Below are 19,097 nucleotides of genomic sequence, written 5' to 3' on the forward strand. Positions count from 1 at the left end.
TACGCAAGGGGCGGCTAAACCGCTCCTTTTTTATGTCCGCAAAAAATAGCCGCCACGTTGACGAATCAATCTGGCGGCTACGGGCCTAGCAATAAAAAAAACTGCCTCGCACCGGCGAGTGTGCGAGACAGAAGGGAAAACTAGTGACGAATGGCCTCAGCCCGCGCCCGCCAGTGCGGCGCATGGATCAGGTCAGGGGTGAGCTCTTCCAGGCGGCAACAGCCAAGCAGCCCCAGCGTACGGTCCAACTCGGTGCGCAGAATATCAATGGCATGCGCCGCCCCCGGGCCTTTGCCGGCGGCCAGGCCGTAGATCCCGGCGCGTCCGATCAGCACGCCCGAAGCACCCAGCAGCAAGGCTTTGGCAATGTCGCTGCCCCGGCGGAAGCCGCCATCGAGAAACACCTCCATTTGCCCACGGCAGATTCGCGCCACTTCCGGCAGGGTTTCCATCGCGGAAACAGCCCCGTCGAGTTGACGGCCACCGTGGTTAGACAGCACCACGCCATCCACACCGTATTGCATGGCCAAGCGCGCATCGTCAGGGTGGATCACGCCCTTGACGATCAACTTGCCGCGCCATATATCGCGCAGCCAGGCGATGTCATCCCAATTTAGTGTGGGGTCGAGTTCAGCCGCCAGCGCGCTCGCTGCGCCCTTGACGGTGTCTTTGCCCGGCGGCAACAAATCCCCGAGGTTTTTGAAGCGCGGTACGCCGTCAGGCACCAGCACATCCCAGATCCAGCGTGGGTGGCACAGAACGTCCAAATGGTTGCGTACATCGAGGTGTAGCGGCTTCGCGTAGTTGCGCTTATCCCACTCGCGATTACCCAAAATGGCACTGTCGATAGTGACCACAATGGCCTCTAGGTTTAAACGTTGAGCGCGCTCTACAAGTCGCGCCACATGGTCACGGGTGCGGTACAGGTAAATCTGCATCCAGGCGCGGATGTTGTCGACGGCGGCAATGTCTTCCATTGAGGTGGTCGAAGCGTTGCTCAGCACAAAAGGAATGCCGGCAGCAGCAGCGGCACGTGCCAGGTGTAGATCGCCGTCGCGGGTCAGCAAACCGTTGAACCCGGTCGGGCCAATCATGAACGGCAATTGCGCCGGCTTACTGAAGAAGCTGCACTCCAGGCTGCGCTGGCCAACATTGCGCAGGGCACGTGGTTGCAGGGTTATGCTTTCGAAAATTGAGCGATTGCGCTTCACGGTTACTTCATCGTCCGCGCCGCCTTCGACGTACTCAAAAGAGAAATTAGGCAGGCGACGACGGGTCATTTCACGCAGTTCTTCAATATTTTGCGCACGACGAAAATCGCGCCCTTGATACAGGCGTCGTTGCATAGTCAAAACCTCGAGTTGGGGCGATAGGGGCGCTGACTGCGCCCCGGTCTTTACGGCTGCCAAGCCACCACGTTTTGGCACTGCTCACCAAGGCCGCTGATACTCAGGCGCATGCGGTCGCCCGGCTTAAGGAATTGCGGCGGTTGCATGCCTGCACCAACGCCCGGCGGGGTGCCGGTGCAAATCACGTCACCCGGGTTGAGGGTCATAAACTGGCTGATGTAGCTGACGATCTCGTCGATGGCAAAAATCATGGTGCGGGTGTTGCCGTTTTGGCGTACTTGGTCGTTCACGCTTAGGCACAAATCCAGATTGCGCAAATCGCCGACTTCATCGCCCGTTACCAACCATGGGCCGATTGGTGCGAAGGTGTCGCAGCCCTTGCCTTTGTCCCAGGAGCCGCCGCGTTCATGTTGAAAGGCGCGCTCAGACACGTCGTTGACGATGCAGTAGCCAGCCACGTAGTCCAGTGCATGCTCGCGCTCGACATACTGCGCCTTGCGCCCAATCACGATGCCCAGCTCAACTTCCCAGTCGGTCTTCTCTGCACCGCGTGGAATGATCACGGCGTCATTCGGCCCACAGATGGCGCTGGTGGCCTTCATAAACAGCACGGGCTCGCTGGGTACGGGCAAGTTGGATTCTTTAGCGTGGTCGGCATAGTTGAGCCCGACGCAGACTATTTTTCCAATGGCGGCCACTGGCGTGCCGAGGCGCACCTCACCGTCAACCTTGGGCAGGCTTTTGTGGTCTAGTGCGCGTAATTCGTCGAGTACCTTGGGGTCGAGTGTAAGTGGGCTGATGTCGTGCACGTGCTGTGACAAATCGCGCAGGCTGCCGTCGGCAGCGAGCAGCCCTGGCTTTTCCAAACCCAGTGGGCCGTATCGCAGCAGCTTCATGCTTTGCTCTCCGCAGGCTTGGCGCGCACGCTCACGCCGTTAATCTCACCCAATACGTCGAACAGGCGCGGCACATACTTGTCGCCGTGACCTAGGGCTTTGGCCAGCATGAACGTCTGGTAGACCGCATCGGAAACAATCCCTGTGGTCTGGGTGGATTTGGTCAGCTCGGTGTAATAACGCATGTCCTTTTCGCAGTTGGACAGGGCGAATTGCTGCCCCGAGTCATCACCGCGCAGAACGTAAGGAATAATCCGCTCGAAGGTGCGGCTGTTGCCGCCACTCATGCTGCAAATTTCTGCAAATGCGGTCAGGTCGATACCGTTTTTCGCGGCCGTGCAAAAAGCTTCGGCGAGAATGGTGGCGTTGCCCTGGGAGATAAAGTTATGGATCACTTTGGCTTTGTGGCCGCTGCCCAGAGGCCCCAAGTGGTGGATGGTTTCGGAAAAGCACAGCAAGATGGGACGAACCTTTTCCAGCACGTCGGCATCGCCACCTACTAGCACATTGAGGCGGCCAGCTTGGGCGTCTTTCGGCGTGCGGTTAACCGGCGCATCAAGGTAATAGCCGCCGTGCGCGACGACTAACGCGGCTATCTCCGCCGTGCGGTTTGGATCGCCTGTGCTGCAGTCGACCACGGTCTGCCCTGGGCGCAGCCCGGCCAGCACGCCAGTGTCGCCGGCTAATGCCTGGCTGACTTCGGGTGTGCCCGGCAGGCACAGCATCAGCACATCAACAGCGCGGGTTAGTTCGGCCGCATTGCTGAACTCATGCGCCCCTTTAGCCACCAGAGCATCTACCGGCTGTCGGTTACGGTGTGCCATTACACCAAGGCTGAAGCCCTTGGTCTGGATGTTGTCGGCCATGGCGTGGCCCATCAGCCCTAGGCCGATCAAGCCTACATTGATCGTTGTCATTACAGATCCACCTTGCTTGCGGATGCAGCGGCCGGCACTGCTGTGCCGGCCTTATCGATGAAGGGTTACTGGACAGCGCGAACCTTGGCGATCTCGGCGTTCATTTCCGCCATCAGATCAGGGCCGTATTCGGCAATCAGCTTGTCGCTGGACGGCTTGACCTGAGCGCGCATGCGCTCGATCTCCGCTGGCGCCACTTCGTTGATTTCCATGCCCTGCTTGGCCAGTGCCTCACGCGAGCTGACGTCCATCTCGCGGGACACTTTGCGCTCGTAAGCCTGTGCTTCAAGGGACGCCTCACGCACTAGTTGACGCTCAGTCTCGTTAAGCTTGTCCCAGGTACGCTTGCTGAAAATCGACACCAGTGGATCGTAGAAGTGGCCGGTCAGCGACAGGTACTTCTGCACTTCGTAGAACTTCGAGGTTTCGATAGCCGCTAGCGGATTTTCCTGGCCGTCCACGGTGCGGGTTTCCATAGCTGTATAGAGCTCGGTGAACGACAGCGGCACCACGTTGGCACCCAGCGCCTTGAACGTCTCGATAGCGGTAGGGATTTGCTGCAGGCGCAGCTTTAAACCCTTGATATCTTCCAGCGTATTCACCGGATGCTTGCTGTTGGTGACGTGGCGGAAGCCGTGGTCCCAATAGCCCAGGCCGATGATGCCGTGCGGCTCCAGCGTTTTCAGCAGGTTCTGCCCGGCGGGGCCGTCGAGTACGGCATCGACTTCTGCAGCGTTCTGGAAGAGGAATGGCAAACCATACAAACCGAAGCCTTTCTCGATACCGGTGAGCAGGCCAGGCGTGACCAGCGTCATGTCCACGGTGCCGCCTTGTACGGAGGAGATCACCTGAGCATCGCCACCCAATGTGCCGCTGGCGAATACCGTCACCTTCATCTTGCCGCCGCTTTTCTCTTTGACGATCTCCGCGAATTTCTTCGCTCCCAGACCATGCGGGTGATCCTTGGCCTGTACGAAGGCAACCTTGATGTTGTGACGGTTGATTTCTTCTGCATGTACGGCAGCGGTCACCAGCATCGCCGATGTACAGAGCAGTGCAGTCAGAGCTTTAGGGATGAACTTCATGGCTAGATCCTCTTATTTTTATACGGCCTTTGTGGCACGGGAATGGGCATGCACCCGGTTACGCCAACTGCACACGGGCAGCTGGCGCAAGATTTTCGATTAGAAGAGCCACTGCGCCGGTATCAGCAACAGTTGTGGGAAGATCAACAGCAGGCCGATCACCAACAATTCCGCCAGCAGAAACGGCATGACGCCGCGAGCAGTGGCCAGGAAGTCGATCTTCGAAACGCCGGCCACGACGTTGAGCACCAGGCCAACCGGCGGGGTAATCAGGCCAATGGCACAGGTCATGACAAAGATCACGCCGAAGTAGATCGGGTCGATGCCTGCCTCGACTGCCACCGGCATCATGACCGGCGCCAGGATCAGGATGATCGGCGACATGTCCATCGCCATACCGATGACCACGATGATCGCCACGATCAGCAGCATCAGCAGGCGCGGGCTGTCCATCAGTGGCTCCAGGACCCCAACCACGGCACTTGGCAGATCGGCCACGGTGATCATCCAGGCCGCGACCATGGCCGAGGCCACTAGGAACATGACCATCGATGTGGTCATAACCGAGGACAGCAGCACTTGGTACATGCTTTTCCAGGTCAGCTCCCGGTAGATCACCAGCGACACGAACAGCGCATAGACCGCCGCGACGACGCCCGCCTCGGTCGGGGTGAATATCCCGGCGCGCAGGCCAACCAGAATGATGACCGGCAGCAGCAGCGCCCAAATGCCCTCATAGAAAGCTTTGAGTACTTCCTTTCTTGGTGCGCGCGGACGAATGATCAAGGTTTCCCGATTCGACACGAGGTACCAGGCGACACACAGCGCCAGTCCCATCATCAAGCCCGGGGCGATACCGGCCAGGAACAGCTTGGTAATGGACACGTTGGCCGCCACGCCGAAGAGAATCAGGCCAATCGACGGCGGCAAGACTGGCGCGATGATGCCCGACGCAGCGACGAGCCCCGCGGAGGTTGCCTTGTCATGCCCGACCTTGACCATCATTGGCACCAGCAAGGCTGCCAGCGCCGCTGCGTCTGCGGCGGCCGAGCCCGACAGGCTGGCCAACACGCAGGCCGCCAGGATGGTCACATAACCCAGACCACCCTTGATGTGCCCTACCAGCGCGACCGCCATGTTGACGATGCGTTTGGACAGACCTCCCGCGTTCATCAACTCGCCGGCCAGCATGAAGAACGGCACCGCCATCAATGGAAAGCTGTCAGCCCCGTTGATCAGGCCCTGGGCAATGATCTGCGCATCAAACAGATCGAGGTGATACATCATGGCCAGGGCACACAGGATCAGCGAATAGGAAATCGGTACGCCAATCGCCATGGCGCCCAGCAGGGAGATTACAAATATCGCGATGATGACCATCACATCACTCCGGTTTTTATTATGTGGGGAGCACCACCAGTCGGTGGTGGGCTGCTAGCGGGCGAGTTACTGATGGAGTTCGGCAGAGATGTCCGGGCGATGGATTTCACCACCATTGGCCAGTCGTGCGATTTCGTAGAGGTGAATGGCGCAGGCCGACACCCCGAAGAACACGCCGGAGCCGTAGAACAGCCCCATCGACCAGCCGGCAACTGGCGACGGCATGTTCCAGTTGATTTGCGCCTGCTGCCAGCTACCCCAGAAGAACAGACCCGAACAGGCCAGCATCAGCAACTGCGAGGCGATCAGACAGCCCCGCTCGCCCCAGCTCGGCAATGCGCGCAGTGCCAGGTCTACCCCCATGTGGCCGCGCTCACGCAGCAGCACCACCGCACCAATGAAGGTCAGCCAGACAAATGCCCACCGAGAAATTTCTTCGGAAATCAGGATGCTGTCGTTGAAGGCATAGCGCAGGACGACGTTGCCGAATACCAGCACCACCATGGTGATTAGGCAGATGATCCCCAGCACTTTCAGCAGAGTGAAGTAGCCTTCGATGACTTTATGCATGGAGGTCACCCTGGCGGTCAGGACGATTCGCGGCTAGGCAGGCAAGCCTGGGAAACGAAGCTGGTTGCTGTTTCGCGCCGGTACGGAAAGAACAGAATTGATGGGCAGCTAGAGCCATCTTTAAAGCCTCACATTGTTGTTTTTGTATGCCGCTTGGCGGCTATGTGGCAGCGACCATAGCATATTGAAAATATTGCGTGCAATGTTCATTTTTGTCAGAATAAATAGCACTCTACAAAACAAAAATGAGAAAACCCATGCAGCTCATTACGCAAAATCAATCCGTTGTTGTCCTGAGCGATATCGATTCAGTCGCCGTTGCGCGAAAAGCACTGACACAGGGAGTACGTGTCGAAACCCTTGGTTTAGACGCGTCTGAAGAGATTCCCAGCGGCCACAAAATCGCTCGCAAGGACATCGCCAAAGGTGAGCCAATCCTCAAGTACGGCCAAGTCATCGGCGTTGCCACCCAGGACATCGCCGCTGGCGCACACGTGCATACTCACAACGTGGCCATGCCGGACAGCCATGCCAGCAATGAGTTGCCACCGACCATTGAGCGCAGCGTCGTGCTGCCGCCCGAGCAGCGCCGACGCTTCATGGGCTACCGTCGCCCGGATGGGCGTGTGGGGACGCGAAACTATATCGGCATCCTCTCCACGGTGAACTGCTCGGCCACCGTTTCCCGTGCGGTAGCCGCTCACTTCAATGGCTCGGAACTGCTCAAGCAATACAACATCGACGGCGTAGTGGCGCTGACCCATGGCAGCGGCTGCGCCATCAACACCGACTCGGAAGGCTTCAAGTTTCTTGAGCGCAGCATCTGGGGCTATGCCTGCAACCCCAATATCGCCGGCGCGCTGATCATTGGCCTAGGCTGCGAGACCAACCAGATCTCCTCGCTGATGAAGCGCTACAACCTCAGCGAAGGGCCGAACTTCCGCGTATTCAACATCCAGAATGTCGGCGGCACACGTGCCAGCATCGCCAAGGCCATCGAACAGGTCACCGACATGCTCGCGGCGATTGGGCGCCTGGAGCGTACCTCGGAAAGTGTGGAGCACATCATGGTCGGCATGCAGTGCGGCGGTTCGGATGGCTACTCGGGTATCTCCGCTAACCCGGCGCTCGGTTACGCCGCTGACCTACTGGTACGCCACGGCGGCACGGCAATACTCAGCGAGACGCCGGAAATCTATGGCGCGGAACACTTGCTGATTGCTCGCGCCACCAGTCACGACATTGCGCAAAAGCTGCTCGATCGCCTGACCTGGTGGGAAAATTACACCCGCATCAATGGCGCGGAGCTGAACAACAACCCCTCCCCAGGCAACAAGGCCGGCGGTTTGACCACTATTCTGGAGAAGTCCCTGGGTGCCGCAGCCAAAGGTGGCAGCAGCTCGCTAAACGGCGTTTATGAATGGGGTGAACCCATCACCGAGCATGGTTTCGTATTCATGGACAGCCCCGGCTATGATCCGGTTTCTGTCACCGGACAGGTCGCCTCAGGAGCCAATATGATCTGCTTCACCACCGGGCGCGGCTCGGTATCAGGCTTCAAGCCGGCGCCCTGCATCAAGCTGGCCACCAACACTGACATGTACCGCCGCCTGGAAGAAGACATGGACATCAACTGTGGCGGCATCATCGATGGCGAACTGAGCGTCGCCGAAGCAGGCGAGAAGATCTTCGACATTCTGATCGAGATTGCCTCGGGGGCGCCGTCTAAGAGCGAGCAATACAACTACGGGGACAACGAATTTGTCCCATGGCAAGTGGGCGCGGTCACCTGACCGACCCAGGCTGGTTCAACTAGTCAATATCAGCGCCTGAGCATTGCCGCTCAGGCAAGCTGCTCCAGATAGGGCACAGCTGCAATGCGGTTGTGCTCTCTGAAATACGCCAGACGCTGCTTGACCTTCCGCTCGGCGATGACCAGGTGCTCCTCCATGCTCTCCGCAGCAACATCAGCACGGCCCGACTGCAGGTTTTCGAAAATGCACAGGTGCTCGCGGAAGAAAGGCTCCTCATCTGGGAAATAACTCTTGTCGAGCAGTATGTGCTTACCCGACAACAGCAGCGAATGTGTGCGGCGCAGAATCTGAAGCATCTGCCGGTTGGGGCAGCGCCCTAGGGTCTCGATATGCAGGTCGCTCTCAAGATCGTCGAACTGGCGACTATCCATGTTCGGGTAGAGATCTATGGCCTTATGCAGGCGTTCAATGTAGCTCTGGATCTGCTCTGGTTGTAGGAACTCAGCAGCGCGCATCAGAACATAAGGTTCCAGGCGTCGACGTACCTCGTAAAGCTCGCCTAGGCGGTCCTCATCCCATTGAGTCAGTTGCCAGCGCGAACGTTCATCACGCTCTACTAGGCCCATTAACGAAAGGCGTGTCAGTACCTGACTGGAAACCGTGCGACTAATTGAGTAGTAGCGAGACAACTCGAGTTCGTTGATACGGTAGCTGCCAAACAGTGACTGATGCAGCAGATCGCGTTCGATGCGATCGTAGACTGACTTCCAAGTCTCCGTCTTTCTCGGTGCTTTCGTATCGCCTTCAATGAGTTTGAAATCGCTGATGCTTAGCTTCCGCTTGAGAACCTCGACTGGTTCATTGCCGACTAGGTACCCACGGCCATCGAACGTACAGATCATTCTGTTCTGATGCAGACTCAACAGCGCCTGACGTACCGGCGAGCGGCTGACGCCGAAGAGCTCGGCCAGTGGTCCCTCCAGCAATAAGGTTCCTCGTTCAAGCCTACCCTTTTTAATGCTTGAGATTATGATTTCGTAAAGCTGATCATTCAGATGTTTTTTCATTCAATCTTATTTTCACTGTCAATGGCTCAAGCTTGCCAGGCACATTAAATGTACCAAGCCAAATCGCGGACTCATAACCTTGTGTCGGTTGGGCAATTGGAAACTCAATGAGCGGCGTCAGCTAATATTTCATACATTGCATACAAAGTACTTTTTATCTCGGTTCATTGGGTTTCAGGCTTCGTCAGTGGAGCTCGCAAAACATATCGTAGTAGCCCAATTTCGGTTTTGAGTAAGCTGGGCTCTTGGAGGTGCACCACAAGGAAGTGTTGCTGGCGGTACTGGTAAGCAGCCAGCCGCTCCGGAGGTCCAATTAACTCGTTAGAGGGATAAATACCATGTGCCAGGGCCTTACCGCACTGACGATGATACTGGTCTTTATCGGCTGCATGGCGCGCTGCGCGCGGGTGCTGATCGTTCTACTGATGATTCGTTTTATACCGGTGTTGATCGCAGTAATCTTGGCAATTTGTACCGTCGACTACAGGCTAAACAAGCTAGGGGCCAGTGTTCTGCATTGCCGACTGCCCATCATCCCAAGCACAGAAACCCGGTACTAGGCCGAGTTTATTGTCTCTAGGCGGCAGCTATCATGCCCAGGCTGTAAAACTTCGAAATATCTGCAGCGGTGGCCATCATGCCGGATAACGCGCATCGGTGGTGCCGCTAAGTTGGATCTGCTGCACCAGACCCGATTGAAGCGGTGCACTACCCTGAGCAGCGTTGAGGCCGGCAGAGTACATCTTCAGCTCTGTCTGCGAACTAGCCAGCATTTGCACTACATCCGCCGCGAGCTTCGTATGCATAACCGTGATGCCAGCGTTGGCGGTAGCGCTCTCCGCTGGCTAACTTCACCGATTCAGACGCTAGCGTGTGAGCGGCCAGTTGATCTGATTGTGACGCAATCGGGCCAACGGGCGGTGTTGCAAGTAATCCACTCGATCGAATACGGTTTACCGGTGTGAGAGCGTATGCGGATCCCCTCTGAACTCCTACATCCCTAGCAGTAGGTTAATGGGTACGTCTCAGCTAGTGGTCAAAAATTGATTTAGCCATTCTCGTGATTGTGCCCAAGTTATCGAGCACTAAGTGTCGGCAAGAGTCCTTGAGTTCAGTTTTCTGGAAACCTGCAAAGCCCTACGTCACATAGCTTGCAGGCACTTTAAGGCTCATACGGTTAAGCAAAATTCCTGTACCGCATTGGCCTCCGAAGGCAGGGGTCGTGGGTTCGAATCCAGCCTGGACCATATAAATCAAGCACTTACGTTTATTTGTCGCAGCAGAAGAATTGGTCGTGACAGCAGCGTGACAGCAAGAAGTAAGAAAAAGCCCCGCCTGAGCGAATCAGTGCGGGGCTTTTTTGCGCTTGGCTAATCAGATAGCGTCGCGGATCTTGAGCACTGCGCATGACGGGCAGTAGCTCGAATGCCGTGCCCAGCCTTTAGCCGTTCTCGTACACGCCTGTACAGATCTTCGTCGGCAGGCCGGCCCTGATACTTACCTTAGGCTTTCGCTTTCTGGATGCCTTGCCTGCTGCGCCGATACGCAATAAAGCCACAAGCCCCGAATGCAGATCCGGGGCTTGTGTGTGTTTGGGTTTTCAAAGGTCTGTTGGGATGACCAAGCCCTTGCTGCGGTAGGCCTCTATGTCGACGCCAAACGCTCCGCTGCTGTGCACTTCGTGGATGCGGTAGGGTTTGTCGTTGGCGTCCTTGGCCGTTTTCGCCAAGTCGATGATGCTTTCCTTGCAGGGTTTTTTCTCGGCATCCAATACGCGCAGCACTCTGGGTTTGAGCTTGTTGCCGGGTTGGCAGCCAATGATGATGCCGACTTCGCCATTGGTGAGTTCGACGATTTCCCCCGGTGGATAGATGCCCATCAGGCGGATAAAGCAGCCAACGATCCCTTCGTCGAAATGGCTGTTAACCGCTTCCAGCAGGATCCGCAGCGATTCAAGGCTGGATTTGCCCTTGCTGTAAATCCGGTCGCTGTTGATAGCGTCGTAGCTGTCGGCCACGGCGATGATTTTGGCGAAGTAAGGAATCTTGCTGGCGTCCAGGCCGCGCGGGTAACCCTGACCGTCCAGGCGCTCGTGGTGCGAGTAGGCAACGTCGACCGTGGCGGCGGTAACCTGCTGATTGCTCATCAGCAGTTTGCGGCCCTCGACGGCGTGGCCCTGCATGATGCAAAACTCTTCGGCAGTGAGGGCGCCGGGTTTGTTGAGAATCTCGCTGGGCACCTTGATCTTGCCAACATCATGGAGCATGCCGCACACGCCGATCTGCTCAAGTTGATAAGCCGCCAGCCCCAGCTCTTTGCCCAAGGCAATGGCAAGAATGGAGACGCGCAGTGAATGCTCGGCGGTGTATTCGTCGCTGTTTTTGATGCGCGCCAGCCAGAGCATGGCGGCCGGGTTACGCAGAATACTTTCGACGCAGTCTTTGATGATTGCTTTGACCGCACTTACATCCAGCTCCTGGCCCAGTTTGACCGCTTGCAGAATGCGCAGTGATTCCTCACGCGCGGCATGCCAGGTTGGGGCGGCCTGGAGCATTTCCAGGTTGAAGTCGACCTTGGCGATTGCAGGCAGCAGCACGGCGGGCTGGGCGATGTTGGCGGTGACCTGATCATCTACCGTGACGGATTGCCGAGCATCCACCCAGACGTAACTGCAGACCTCTTGCAGCAGGCGAATGTCTTGCTGCTGGCGTATGCGAAAACCTTGAAAAAGAAAGGTGGTGTCCGTCCATGGGCGATCCAGTTCAACCACATACATGCCGATTGTCAGTTGCGCTGCGTCGACTTTGATGCGGTCAGGTTTGGCTTCATCGGCCATGGAGACTCTCTGGAGGAAGTAGCTGAATGCTGGCCATTAGCTACCTCTACAGTATGGGCAGCAAATTGCATTTACCTATTGGCGCAGCGGTTTTTTAGCATCACGAGCCCATTGAGGTTAGCAACGTAACTGCCGTTGTGGGGCGGTACGCCCGGTGCGGCTCAGTTATTTTTCCACACCCAGACGCTTGGCCAGGCGGATCAGATTGGCGCGGTCGATGCCCAGCTCGCGGGCGGCGGCGGCCCATTTGTGTTGATGGCGCTCCAGTGCCTGGCTGATCAGTTGTTTCTGGTAGGTGTCGAGGGCCTCGCGCAGCGGCAGTTGGTGGTGCGGCTCTGCTACGCCTTGAGTGACAGGTGCGGTGACGGCTTGGCTGCTCGGCAAATCCAGGTGGGCACTGTCGACGCTGAGGATGCGTGGGCGTTCACTGCAACCGGCCAGGGCCTTGAGGGCGGCGCGGCCGATCAGGTGTTCGAGTTCGCGCACATTGCCCGGCCAGTTATAGGCCAGCAGGCTGGCCTGGGCGTCGGCGGTCAGGCGTAGGCTACGTAGGCCCAGGCGGGCGCGGTTTTCTTCGAGGAAGTAGCCGGCCAGCAGCAGTACATCACGGCCGCGTTCGCGCAGCGCCGGGACTTTCAGGGGGTAGACGCTGAGACGGTGGTAGAGGTCGGCGCGAAAACGCCCGGCGCGCACTTCCTCGGCCAGGTCGCGGTTGCTGGCGGCCAGCACGCGCACGTTGACGCGTTGCTCTTGATCGGCACCGACCCGTTGCAGTTGGCCGCTCTGCAGCACACGCAGCAGCTTGGCTTGCGCGGCCAGCGGCAGTTCGCCGATTTCATCGAGAAACAGGCTGCCGCCATCGGCGAGTTCGAACTTGCCGCGGCGCTCGTTGTGCGCGCCGGTAAAGGCCCCGCGTACATGGCCGAACAGTTCGCTTTCCACCAGGTTATCGGGCAGCGCCGCGCAGTTGAGGCTGATCAGCGGCTTGGCTGCACGCGGGGATGCGGCGTGCAGGGCTTCGGCGACCAGCTCTTTACCGACCCCAGTTTCACCGCTGATCAGCACGCTCAGTTCACTGTTGCCGACCAGCGCAATCTCCGCGGCCAGGCGTTTGTGCACGGCGCTCTGGCCGATCAGTTCGCGCGGGCGTTGCTGGACGGCGGCCTGCTTGTAAGCCTCGGCCAACTGGTGCTGATCCTCGGCGCGTTGCAGCAGCGCGTTGATCCGCTCGCTGGCCATCACGGTGGCGGCGGCCAGGCTGGCGAAGGCCTGCAGGTTGTCCAGATCAACCCGGCCGAAGCTCGCCGGATCGAGGGAATCGAGGGTCAGCAGGCCCCAGGGCTGGTCCTGCACATACAGCGGGCAGCCGAGACAGTCATGCACGGGCAGGTGGCCGCGATGGCCGTCGACCAGGCCGTCATAGGGGTCGGGCATCTCGCAGTCGGTGGCAAAGCGGGTCGGTCCACGTTGCGCCAACAGGGCCTGCAGACGCGGCTGTTCGTCGAGCTTGAAGCGCCGGCCGAGGGTGTCGGCGCTCAGCCCTTCAACGGCCAGCGGAATCAGCACATCGCCATCGAGTTTGAGCAGCGCCACGGCATCGCACGGCAGCAGCTGCCGCAGTGCCTGCAGCAGGCGGCGATAGCGCTCGGCTTCCGGCAGCTCACGGGACAGATCGGCGACCAGCGGAATCAGCGCGGTAAGCAGGGGGTTTGCTGTCATATGGACACGCTAGTTGTCATTAAGACTCGTAACGCCTGTTGTCATAAAGACACAGGTATTTATAAGTATATGATTTATATGAATAAAATAATTGGCACGCTTCCTGTAATAGTCAGGGTGATATGAACCGCATCGCTGCGCAAGTGCAGCGTGTCGCCCTGACGAGGAAGCACAATGTTGACCCCTGCCCAAACCGCTCTGATCAAAGCCACCGTGCCATTGCTGGAAAGCGGTGGTGAAGCGCTGACCCGGCACTTCTACCAGATGATGCTGAGCGAGTACCCCGAGGTGCGCGCGCTGTTCAATCAGGCGCACCAGGCCAGTGGCGGCCAGCAGCGTGCCCTGGCCAATGCGGTGTTGATGTATGCCCGGCATATTGATCGGCTGGAGGCGTTGGGGCCGCTGGTCGGGCAGATCGTCAACAAGCATGTGTCGCTGCAGATCCTGCCTGAGCATTACCCGATTGTCGGTAGTTGCCTGCTGCGGGCGATCCGTGAAGTGCTGGGCGAGGAGATCGCCACCGATGCGGTGATCGAGGCCTGGGCCGTGGCGTATGGGCAGCTGGCGGATATCCTCATCGGTGCCGAAGAGGCCGCGTATAGCGCCAACGCCAATGCCGAGGGTGGCTGGCGCGGGGCGCGCAGTTTCCGCCTGAGCCGCAAGGTGCAGGAGAGTGAGGAGATCGTCTCGCTGTACCTGGTGCCGGCCGACGGTGGCGCGCTGGCGGCCTTCCAGCCCGGCCAGTACATCGGCCTGCGTCTGCTGCTGGACGGTGGCGAGCAGCGTCGCAACTACTCGCTGTCGGCCTTGAGCAATGGCCGCGAGTACCGCATCAGCGTCAAGCGTGAGGTGGGCGGCAAGGTCTCCAATTACCTGCATGACCAGCTGCAAGTTGGCGACAGCCTGGAGCTGTTTGCCCCGGCAGGGCATTTCGTCTTGCGCGAGTCGGCCAAGCCGCTGGTGCTGATCACCGCCGGCGTCGGTATCACTCCGGCGCTGAGCATGCTGGAAGCGGCGCGCGACACGGGCCGTGATATCCACTTTATCCACTGCGCTCGCCACGCCGGCGTGCATGCCTTCCGTGACTGGGTTGAGGCGCAGCGTGCTGAGCGTCCGCAGCTGCGCCATTACGTGTGCTACAGCGAGCCGCGTGCGGGCGATCAGGGTGATGCCGAAGGCTTGCTCAGCCTTGAACAGTTGGCTGAGTGGCTGCCCGAGCAGCGCGATCTGGATGCCTACTTCCTCGGCCCCAAGCCGTTTATGGCGCAGGTCAAACGGCACCTGCACAGCCTCGGCGTGCCGGCGGCGCAGAGTCATTACGAGTTCTTTGGTCCGGCCAGCGCGCTGGACAGTTAATCACCCGCTCTGGAGGTCATCATGTTGGCATCACTCACCTGCCCTTTGCGGGCACTGCAATTGGCGAATCGCATGCTGCTGGTGGGTGTGCTGCTGTTGCTGGTCGGCTTGCTCGGCGCCTATGGTCTGGAGGCGCAGCTGAGCATGGGCAGCCTGGTCACGGCGCACTCGCTGACGATCATCGGCCCAGGCCTGCTTAAGCTCGGTTATGTGCTGCGCCTGGCCGCGCAGCAACAGCTGGGTAAGCAACAGGAGCCTTGCTGTGCAGTTGCGTGATCGCCAGCAGGAACTGGCCATTGCGCCACTGTGGCGGCTGGGTTTTCGCCCGTTCTTTCTCGGTGGCGCGTTGTTTGCCGTGCTGGCAATCGGTCTGTGGGCTGCGGCATTACTGGGTTATCTGCCGGGTTGGCAGCCGCTGGGCGGTAACTTGGCTTGGCATCGGCATGAACTGCCGTTCGGTTTTGCCGTGGCGATCATTGCCGGTTTTCTGCTGACTGCGTTGCAGAACTGGACGGGACGACCGGGCCTGAGCGGTTGGCCGCTGGCGGCGCTGTTCGGCTTGTGGTTGCTGGCGCGACTGGCCTGGCTGTTCGGTGCGCCGTTGCCACTCTTGCTGGCGCTGCAACTGCCCTTTCTACCGCTGCTGGCGTTGTTGCTTGGACGACAGCTATGGACGGTGCGCCAGTGGCGCAACTACCCGCTAGTGGTCGTGGTGCTGCTGATGGCGGGCTGCGAGTGGCTGCTGCTCTATGGCCTGGCTTTGGGCGATGACACCCTGCAGCGACGCGGTGCCTTGGCCGGCTTATGGCTGATCGCGGCGCTGGTGAGCATCATCGGCGGGCGGGTGATTCCGTTCTTTACCCAACGCGGCCTCAATCGAGCGGAGCCTGCTACTCCAAGGCCTCGGTTAGATGCATTAGTGCTGGTGTTGTCGCTCAGCCTAGCGCTGCTGTTTGCCAGCGGCTTTGCCTTACAGCCGTCGCTATGGATGCTGCCGCTATTGCTGGCTCTGGTTGCGCTGCATGGTTTGCGTTTATGGCACTGGTACGACGGCGGGATCTGGCGCGTGCCGCTGCTCTGGTCATTGCACCTGGCCTATGCCTGGCTGCCGCTGGCGTTAATGGCCCTGGCGTCTTGGCATGTGGGCTGGCTGAACAACGCCAGCTTGGCCTATCACGCCCTGGCATTGGGCGTGGTGGGCGGGGCGATTCTGGCGATGCTCGCGCGGGTCAGTCTCGGCCATACCGGTCGGCCGTTGCAGCCGCCTGAAGTGATGGGGTGGACCTTTGCCTGTCTGCAGCTGGCCGTCGTGGCGCGAGTGCTGCTGGTGCCGTTTGCGCCGACGTTAGGGCTGGGGCTTTCCAGCCTGTTGTGGGTCACGGCCTTTGCCTTGTTTGTACGCCACTACGCGGTGATGTTCTGCACCGCGCGGGTGGATGGGCAGCCGGGTTAGCGTCATCTCGGTGGGAGGGGCTTTAGCCGCGAAGGGCTTGAAGGCGCTGAACGCATCGCGGCTAAAGCCCCTCCCACGCGTATCCGATTCGATCCGGCAGCGCCGCACTGGCCTTGCGTTGGGCTCAAAGCACCCCAGCCTCACGCAGCGCGGCGATCTGCTCGACGCTTAGGCCGAGATGGTGGGTCAGCACCTGCTCGGTGTGTTCGCCGAGCAGCGGCGGTGCGTTGCGGTATTCCACCGGGGTCTCGGACAGACGCAGCGGGCTGGCGACTTGTGGCGTAGTGCTGCCCAGGCTGTTGGGCAGGTCGAGGCGCAGACCGCGCGCTTGCACTTGGGGGTCGGCAAACACCTGCGCCAGGTCGTTGATCGGCCCGCAGGGCACGCCGGCAGTTTCCAGCAGCGTCACCCATTCGGCGGTGGTTTTAAACACTGTGGCCTGGCGCAGCAGCGGGATCAGATCGCTGCGATGGGCCACGCGGGCCTTGTTGCTGGCAAAGCGCGGATCATCGGCCAACGCCGAGAGGCCAGCGACCTCACACAGCTTGCGGAACTGCCCATCGTTGCCCACGGCGATAATGAAGTTGCCATCGGCCGAGGGGAAATCCTGATAGGGCACGATATTCGGATGAGCGTTGCCCAAGCGCTTGGGCGAGACGCCGGTGTTGAGGTAATTCATCGCCTGATTGGCCAGGCAAGCCACCTGCACGTCGAGCAAGGCCACGTCGATATGCTGGCCGAGGCCGGATTGTTCGCGCTGATTGAGCGCGGCCAACACGCCGACCGTGGCATACAGGCCGGTGAGAATATCGGTGAGGGCGACGCCGACTTTCATCGGCCCAGCCCCGTCTTCGCCATCGGGCTTGCCGGTCAGGCTCATCAGCCCGCCGAGGCCCTGAATCATAAAGTCGTAACCGGCGCGTTTGGCGTAAGGACCGTCCTGGCCAAAGCCGGTGATCGAGCAATAAATCAGCCGTGGATTCAGGGCTTTCAACGATGCGTAGTCGAGGCCGTAAGCCGCCAGGCCGCCGACCTTGAAGTTCTCCAGCAGCACATCGCAGTTCTGCACCAACTCGCGCACCAGACGCTGGCCTTCGGGTTGGGTGAAATCCAGCGTCAGCGATTGTTTGTTGCGGTTGGCGCTTTGGAAGTAAGCCGCCTCACGCGAGTCATTCCCTTCAGCATCTTTCACATAGGGCGGACCCCAATGGCGGGTGTCGTCACCTGAACCGGGGCGCTCGACCTTGATCACCTCGGCACCGAGGTCACCGAGAATTTGCCCGGCCCAGGGGCCTGCGAGTACGCGGGACAGGTCGAGTACGCGGATATGGGATAGGGCGCCGGGCATGGGGAACCTCGTGGGAGAGAAACGTAGGACGTAGGATGGGTTAGCCGCGAAGCGGCGTAACCCGTCGGGCGATCTGATGGGTATCGCTGCGCTCAACCCATCCTACGGTCTTACAGTTTGGCGCTGCTGTTTAGAAAAATGCCTGCAGGCCAGTCTGCGCGCGGCCAAGGATCAGCGCGTGGACGTCATGAGTGCCTTCGTAGGTGTTGACCACTTCCAGGTTGACCAGGTGGCGAGCGACGCCGTACTCGTCGCTGATGCCATTGCCGCCGAGCATGTCGCGGGCCATGCGCGCGATGTCCAGGGACTTGCCGCAGCTGTTGCGCTTCATCATTGAGGTGATTTCCACCGCCGCGGTGCCTTCGTCCTTCATGCGGCCAAGGCGCAGACAGCCTTGCAGGGCCATGGTGATTTCGGTCTGCATGTCGGCGAGTTTCTTCTGGATCAGCTGGGTTTGCGCCAGCGGGCGGCCGAACTGTTTGCGGTCGAGGGTGTACTGACGCGCGGTGTGCCAGCAGAACTCAGCGGCACCCAGCGCGCCCCAGCTGATGCCGTAACGGGCGGAGTTGAGGCAGGTGAACGGGCCTTTCAGACCGCGCACATCGGGGAAGGCGTTTTCTTCCGGGCAGAACACGTTGTCCATGACGATTTCGCCGGTGATCGATGCACGCAAGCCAACCTTGCCGTGAATCGCCGGGGTGCTCAGGCCTTGCCAGCCTTTTTCCAGCACAAAGCCACGAATCTCGCCGGCATCGTCTTTGGCCCAGACCACAAACACATCGGCGATCGGGCTGTTGGTGATCCACATCTTCGCGCCGGTCAGGCGGTAGCCGCCGTCGACCTTTTTCGCACGGGTGATCATCGAGCCAGGGTCGGAGCCGTGATCCGGCTCGGTCAGGCCGAAGCAGCCGATGTATTCGCCGCTGGCCAGTTTGGGCAGATACTTCTGTTTGGTCGCTTCGTTGCCGAACTCATAGATGGGCACCATCACCAGCGACGACTGCACGCTCATCATCGAGCGGTAGCCGGAGTCGATACGCTCGACTTCGCGGGCGATCAGGCCGTAGCACACGTAGTTCAGGCCGCTGCCGCCATACTCGGCGGGAATGGTCGCGCCGAGCAGGCCGGTGTCGCCCATTTCACGGAAGATCTTCGGGTCGGTCTGCTCATGGCGGAAGGCTTCGAGCACACGCGGGGCCAGCTTGTCGGCGGCGAACTGCTGGGCGCTGTCACGCACCATGCGCTCTTCTTCGGTCAATTGTTGATCGAGCAGCAGGGGGTCGATCCAGTTGAAGCTTGCCTTGGCCATCGCGAACACCTCGAAATCAAACAGGGGTTGGGCGGGTGCCTGCGCAGTTACGCTGCGT

The 19,097-nt window shown here is 59.6% G+C and carries 17 protein-coding genes and 1 pseudogene; 5 read left to right on the forward strand and 13 right to left on the reverse strand.

Annotation, left to right across the window (positions count from 1 at the left end):
- Positions 1 to 140: 140 nt before the first annotated feature.
- From AC0J6G_RS16920 to AC0J6G_RS16945, 6 genes are all read right to left on the reverse strand, one after another.
- A complete protein-coding gene (locus AC0J6G_RS16920; RefSeq protein ID WP_475249698.1) occupies positions 141 to 1,346 on the reverse strand; it encodes an alpha-hydroxy acid oxidase in 1,206 nt (401 codons plus the stop codon).
- A 50-nt stretch (positions 1,347 to 1,396) separates the two neighbouring features.
- Entirely contained in the window at positions 1,397 to 2,245 is an 849-nt protein-coding gene (locus AC0J6G_RS16925) for a fumarylacetoacetate hydrolase family protein (protein WP_475249700.1), read from the reverse strand.
- A complete protein-coding gene (locus AC0J6G_RS16930) occupies positions 2,242 to 3,162 on the reverse strand; it encodes an NAD(P)-dependent oxidoreductase (RefSeq protein WP_475249702.1) in 921 nt (306 codons plus the stop codon). Before AC0J6G_RS16930 ends, AC0J6G_RS16925 begins: the two co-directional genes overlap by 4 nt.
- A gap of 65 nt (positions 3,163 to 3,227) precedes the next feature.
- Positions 3,228 to 4,247, reverse strand: a complete 1,020-nt coding sequence (locus tag AC0J6G_RS16935) for a TRAP transporter substrate-binding protein (protein WP_475249704.1) — start codon at positions 4,245 to 4,247, stop codon at positions 3,228 to 3,230.
- Positions 4,248 to 4,346: 99 nt separating this feature from the next.
- Positions 4,347 to 5,627 carry a TRAP transporter large permease subunit gene (locus AC0J6G_RS16940; protein WP_475249706.1) on the reverse strand — a complete coding sequence of 427 codons (1,281 nt, stop codon included), beginning with the start codon at positions 5,625 to 5,627 and terminating at the stop codon, positions 4,347 to 4,349.
- A gap of 66 nt (positions 5,628 to 5,693) precedes the next feature.
- The gene (locus AC0J6G_RS16945) at positions 5,694 to 6,197 is read right to left on the reverse strand and encodes a TRAP transporter small permease (protein WP_475249708.1); all 504 of its coding nucleotides are present in this window, start codon (positions 6,195 to 6,197) and stop codon (positions 5,694 to 5,696) included.
- Positions 6,198 to 6,454: 257 nt separating this feature from the next.
- Between AC0J6G_RS16945 and AC0J6G_RS16950 the strand changes: the two genes are divergently transcribed.
- Positions 6,455 to 7,990, forward strand: coding sequence for a UxaA family hydrolase (locus AC0J6G_RS16950; protein ID WP_475249710.1), 1,536 nt, complete (start codon positions 6,455 to 6,457; stop codon positions 7,988 to 7,990).
- Positions 7,991 to 8,040: 50 nt separating this feature from the next.
- Here the strand turns inward: AC0J6G_RS16950 and AC0J6G_RS16955 are convergent, their stop codons facing one another.
- Both AC0J6G_RS16955 and AC0J6G_RS16960 read right to left on the reverse strand, forming a co-directional pair.
- Complete coding sequence (locus AC0J6G_RS16955; protein ID WP_475249712.1) at positions 8,041 to 9,018, reverse strand: GntR family transcriptional regulator; 978 nt, start codon at positions 9,016 to 9,018, stop codon at positions 8,041 to 8,043.
- Between the two features lie 635 nt (positions 9,019 to 9,653).
- Positions 9,654 to 9,824 carry a hypothetical protein gene (locus tag AC0J6G_RS16960; RefSeq protein ID WP_475249714.1) on the reverse strand — a complete coding sequence of 57 codons (171 nt, stop codon included), beginning with the start codon at positions 9,822 to 9,824 and terminating at the stop codon, positions 9,654 to 9,656.
- Here AC0J6G_RS16960 and AC0J6G_RS16965 point away from each other — a divergent pair.
- The gene (locus AC0J6G_RS16965) at positions 9,819 to 9,983 is read left to right on the forward strand and encodes an antitoxin Xre/MbcA/ParS toxin-binding domain-containing protein (RefSeq protein ID WP_475249716.1); all 165 of its coding nucleotides are present in this window, start codon (positions 9,819 to 9,821) and stop codon (positions 9,981 to 9,983) included. The genes AC0J6G_RS16960 and AC0J6G_RS16965 overlap by 6 nt on opposite strands.
- 405 nt (positions 9,984 to 10,388) lie before the next feature.
- On the opposite strand, the pseudogene AC0J6G_RS16970 reads toward AC0J6G_RS16965, so the two are convergent.
- The 3 genes and pseudogenes from AC0J6G_RS16970 to norR all read right to left on the reverse strand — a co-directional run.
- A pseudogene (locus AC0J6G_RS16970) lies at positions 10,389 to 10,556 on the reverse strand (recombinase family protein); the annotation flags it as partial.
- Positions 10,557 to 10,618: 62 nt separating this feature from the next.
- Entirely contained in the window at positions 10,619 to 11,854 is a 1,236-nt protein-coding gene (locus AC0J6G_RS16975; RefSeq protein WP_475249718.1) for an HD-GYP domain-containing protein, read from the reverse strand.
- A 165-nt stretch (positions 11,855 to 12,019) separates the two neighbouring features.
- On the reverse strand, positions 12,020 to 13,573 hold the full coding sequence (gene norR / locus AC0J6G_RS16980) for a nitric oxide reductase transcriptional regulator NorR (RefSeq protein ID WP_475249720.1): 1,554 nt from the start codon (positions 13,571 to 13,573) through the stop codon (positions 12,020 to 12,022).
- Between the two features lie 174 nt (positions 13,574 to 13,747).
- On the opposite strand from norR, the gene hmpA reads away from it, so the two are divergent.
- Genes hmpA through AC0J6G_RS16995 form a run of 3 tightly spaced genes read left to right on the forward strand, consistent with a single transcriptional unit; the run spans position 13,748 to position 16,382 of the window.
- Positions 13,748 to 14,929: an NO-inducible flavohemoprotein gene (gene hmpA, locus AC0J6G_RS16985; RefSeq protein WP_475249722.1), complete on the forward strand. Its 1,182-nt coding sequence runs from the start codon at positions 13,748 to 13,750 to the stop codon at positions 14,927 to 14,929.
- Positions 14,930 to 14,950: 21 nt separating this feature from the next.
- Complete coding sequence (locus AC0J6G_RS16990) at positions 14,951 to 15,205, forward strand: transmembrane sensor/regulator PpyR (RefSeq protein ID WP_475249724.1); 255 nt, start codon at positions 14,951 to 14,953, stop codon at positions 15,203 to 15,205.
- Positions 15,192 to 16,382 (forward strand): NnrS family protein, encoded by a 1,191-nt coding sequence (locus tag AC0J6G_RS16995; protein WP_475249726.1) that lies wholly within the window; start codon positions 15,192 to 15,194, stop codon positions 16,380 to 16,382. Before AC0J6G_RS16990 ends, AC0J6G_RS16995 begins: the two co-directional genes overlap by 14 nt.
- 124 nt (positions 16,383 to 16,506) lie before the next feature.
- Here the strand turns inward: AC0J6G_RS16995 and AC0J6G_RS17000 are convergent, their stop codons facing one another.
- Positions 16,507 to 17,730 carry a CaiB/BaiF CoA transferase family protein gene (locus AC0J6G_RS17000; protein WP_475249728.1) on the reverse strand — a complete coding sequence of 408 codons (1,224 nt, stop codon included), beginning with the start codon at positions 17,728 to 17,730 and terminating at the stop codon, positions 16,507 to 16,509.
- 130 nt (positions 17,731 to 17,860) lie between these two features.
- Positions 17,861 to 19,039, reverse strand: coding sequence for an acyl-CoA dehydrogenase (locus AC0J6G_RS17005; protein WP_090254350.1), 1,179 nt, complete (start codon positions 19,037 to 19,039; stop codon positions 17,861 to 17,863).
- Positions 19,040 to 19,097: the final 58 nt, after the last annotated feature.

This window comes from Pseudomonas sp. TS_SC_3, assembly GCF_056156225.1.

What these genes read in the sequence shown, in the direction of transcription:
- AC0J6G_RS16925 (WP_475249700.1), bottom strand. Translation starts at nt 2,245, where the DNA reads ATGAAGCTGCTGCGATACGGCCCACTGGGTTTGGAAAAGCCAGGGCTG.
- AC0J6G_RS17005 (WP_090254350.1), bottom strand. Translation starts at nt 19,039, where the DNA reads ATGGCCAAGGCAAGCTTCAACTGGATCGACCCCCTGCTGCTCGATCAA.
- AC0J6G_RS16990 (WP_475249724.1), top strand. Translation starts at nt 14,951, where the DNA reads ATGTTGGCATCACTCACCTGCCCTTTGCGGGCACTGCAATTGGCGAAT.
- AC0J6G_RS16935 (WP_475249704.1), bottom strand. Translation starts at nt 4,247, where the DNA reads ATGAAGTTCATCCCTAAAGCTCTGACTGCACTGCTCTGTACATCGGCG.
- AC0J6G_RS16945 (WP_475249708.1), bottom strand. Translation starts at nt 6,197, where the DNA reads ATGCATAAAGTCATCGAAGGCTACTTCACTCTGCTGAAAGTGCTGGGG.
- AC0J6G_RS16920 (WP_475249698.1), bottom strand. Translation starts at nt 1,346, where the DNA reads ATGCAACGACGCCTGTATCAAGGGCGCGATTTTCGTCGTGCGCAAAAT.
- AC0J6G_RS16955 (WP_475249712.1), bottom strand. Translation starts at nt 9,018, where the DNA reads ATGAAAAAACATCTGAATGATCAGCTTTACGAAATCATAATCTCAAGC.
- AC0J6G_RS16975 (WP_475249718.1), bottom strand. Translation starts at nt 11,854, where the DNA reads ATGGCCGATGAAGCCAAACCTGACCGCATCAAAGTCGACGCAGCGCAA.
- AC0J6G_RS17000 (WP_475249728.1), bottom strand. Translation starts at nt 17,730, where the DNA reads ATGCCCGGCGCCCTATCCCATATCCGCGTACTCGACCTGTCCCGCGTA.
- norR (WP_475249720.1), bottom strand. Translation starts at nt 13,573, where the DNA reads ATGACAGCAAACCCCCTGCTTACCGCGCTGATTCCGCTGGTCGCCGAT.
- hmpA (WP_475249722.1), top strand. Translation starts at nt 13,748, where the DNA reads ATGTTGACCCCTGCCCAAACCGCTCTGATCAAAGCCACCGTGCCATTG.
- AC0J6G_RS16940 (WP_475249706.1), bottom strand. Translation starts at nt 5,627, where the DNA reads ATGGTCATCATCGCGATATTTGTAATCTCCCTGCTGGGCGCCATGGCG.
- AC0J6G_RS16950 (WP_475249710.1), top strand. Translation starts at nt 6,455, where the DNA reads ATGCAGCTCATTACGCAAAATCAATCCGTTGTTGTCCTGAGCGATATC.
- AC0J6G_RS16965 (WP_475249716.1), top strand. Translation starts at nt 9,819, where the DNA reads ATGCATAACCGTGATGCCAGCGTTGGCGGTAGCGCTCTCCGCTGGCTA.
- AC0J6G_RS16960 (WP_475249714.1), bottom strand. Translation starts at nt 9,824, where the DNA reads ATGCATACGAAGCTCGCGGCGGATGTAGTGCAAATGCTGGCTAGTTCG.
- AC0J6G_RS16930 (WP_475249702.1), bottom strand. Translation starts at nt 3,162, where the DNA reads ATGACAACGATCAATGTAGGCTTGATCGGCCTAGGGCTGATGGGCCAC.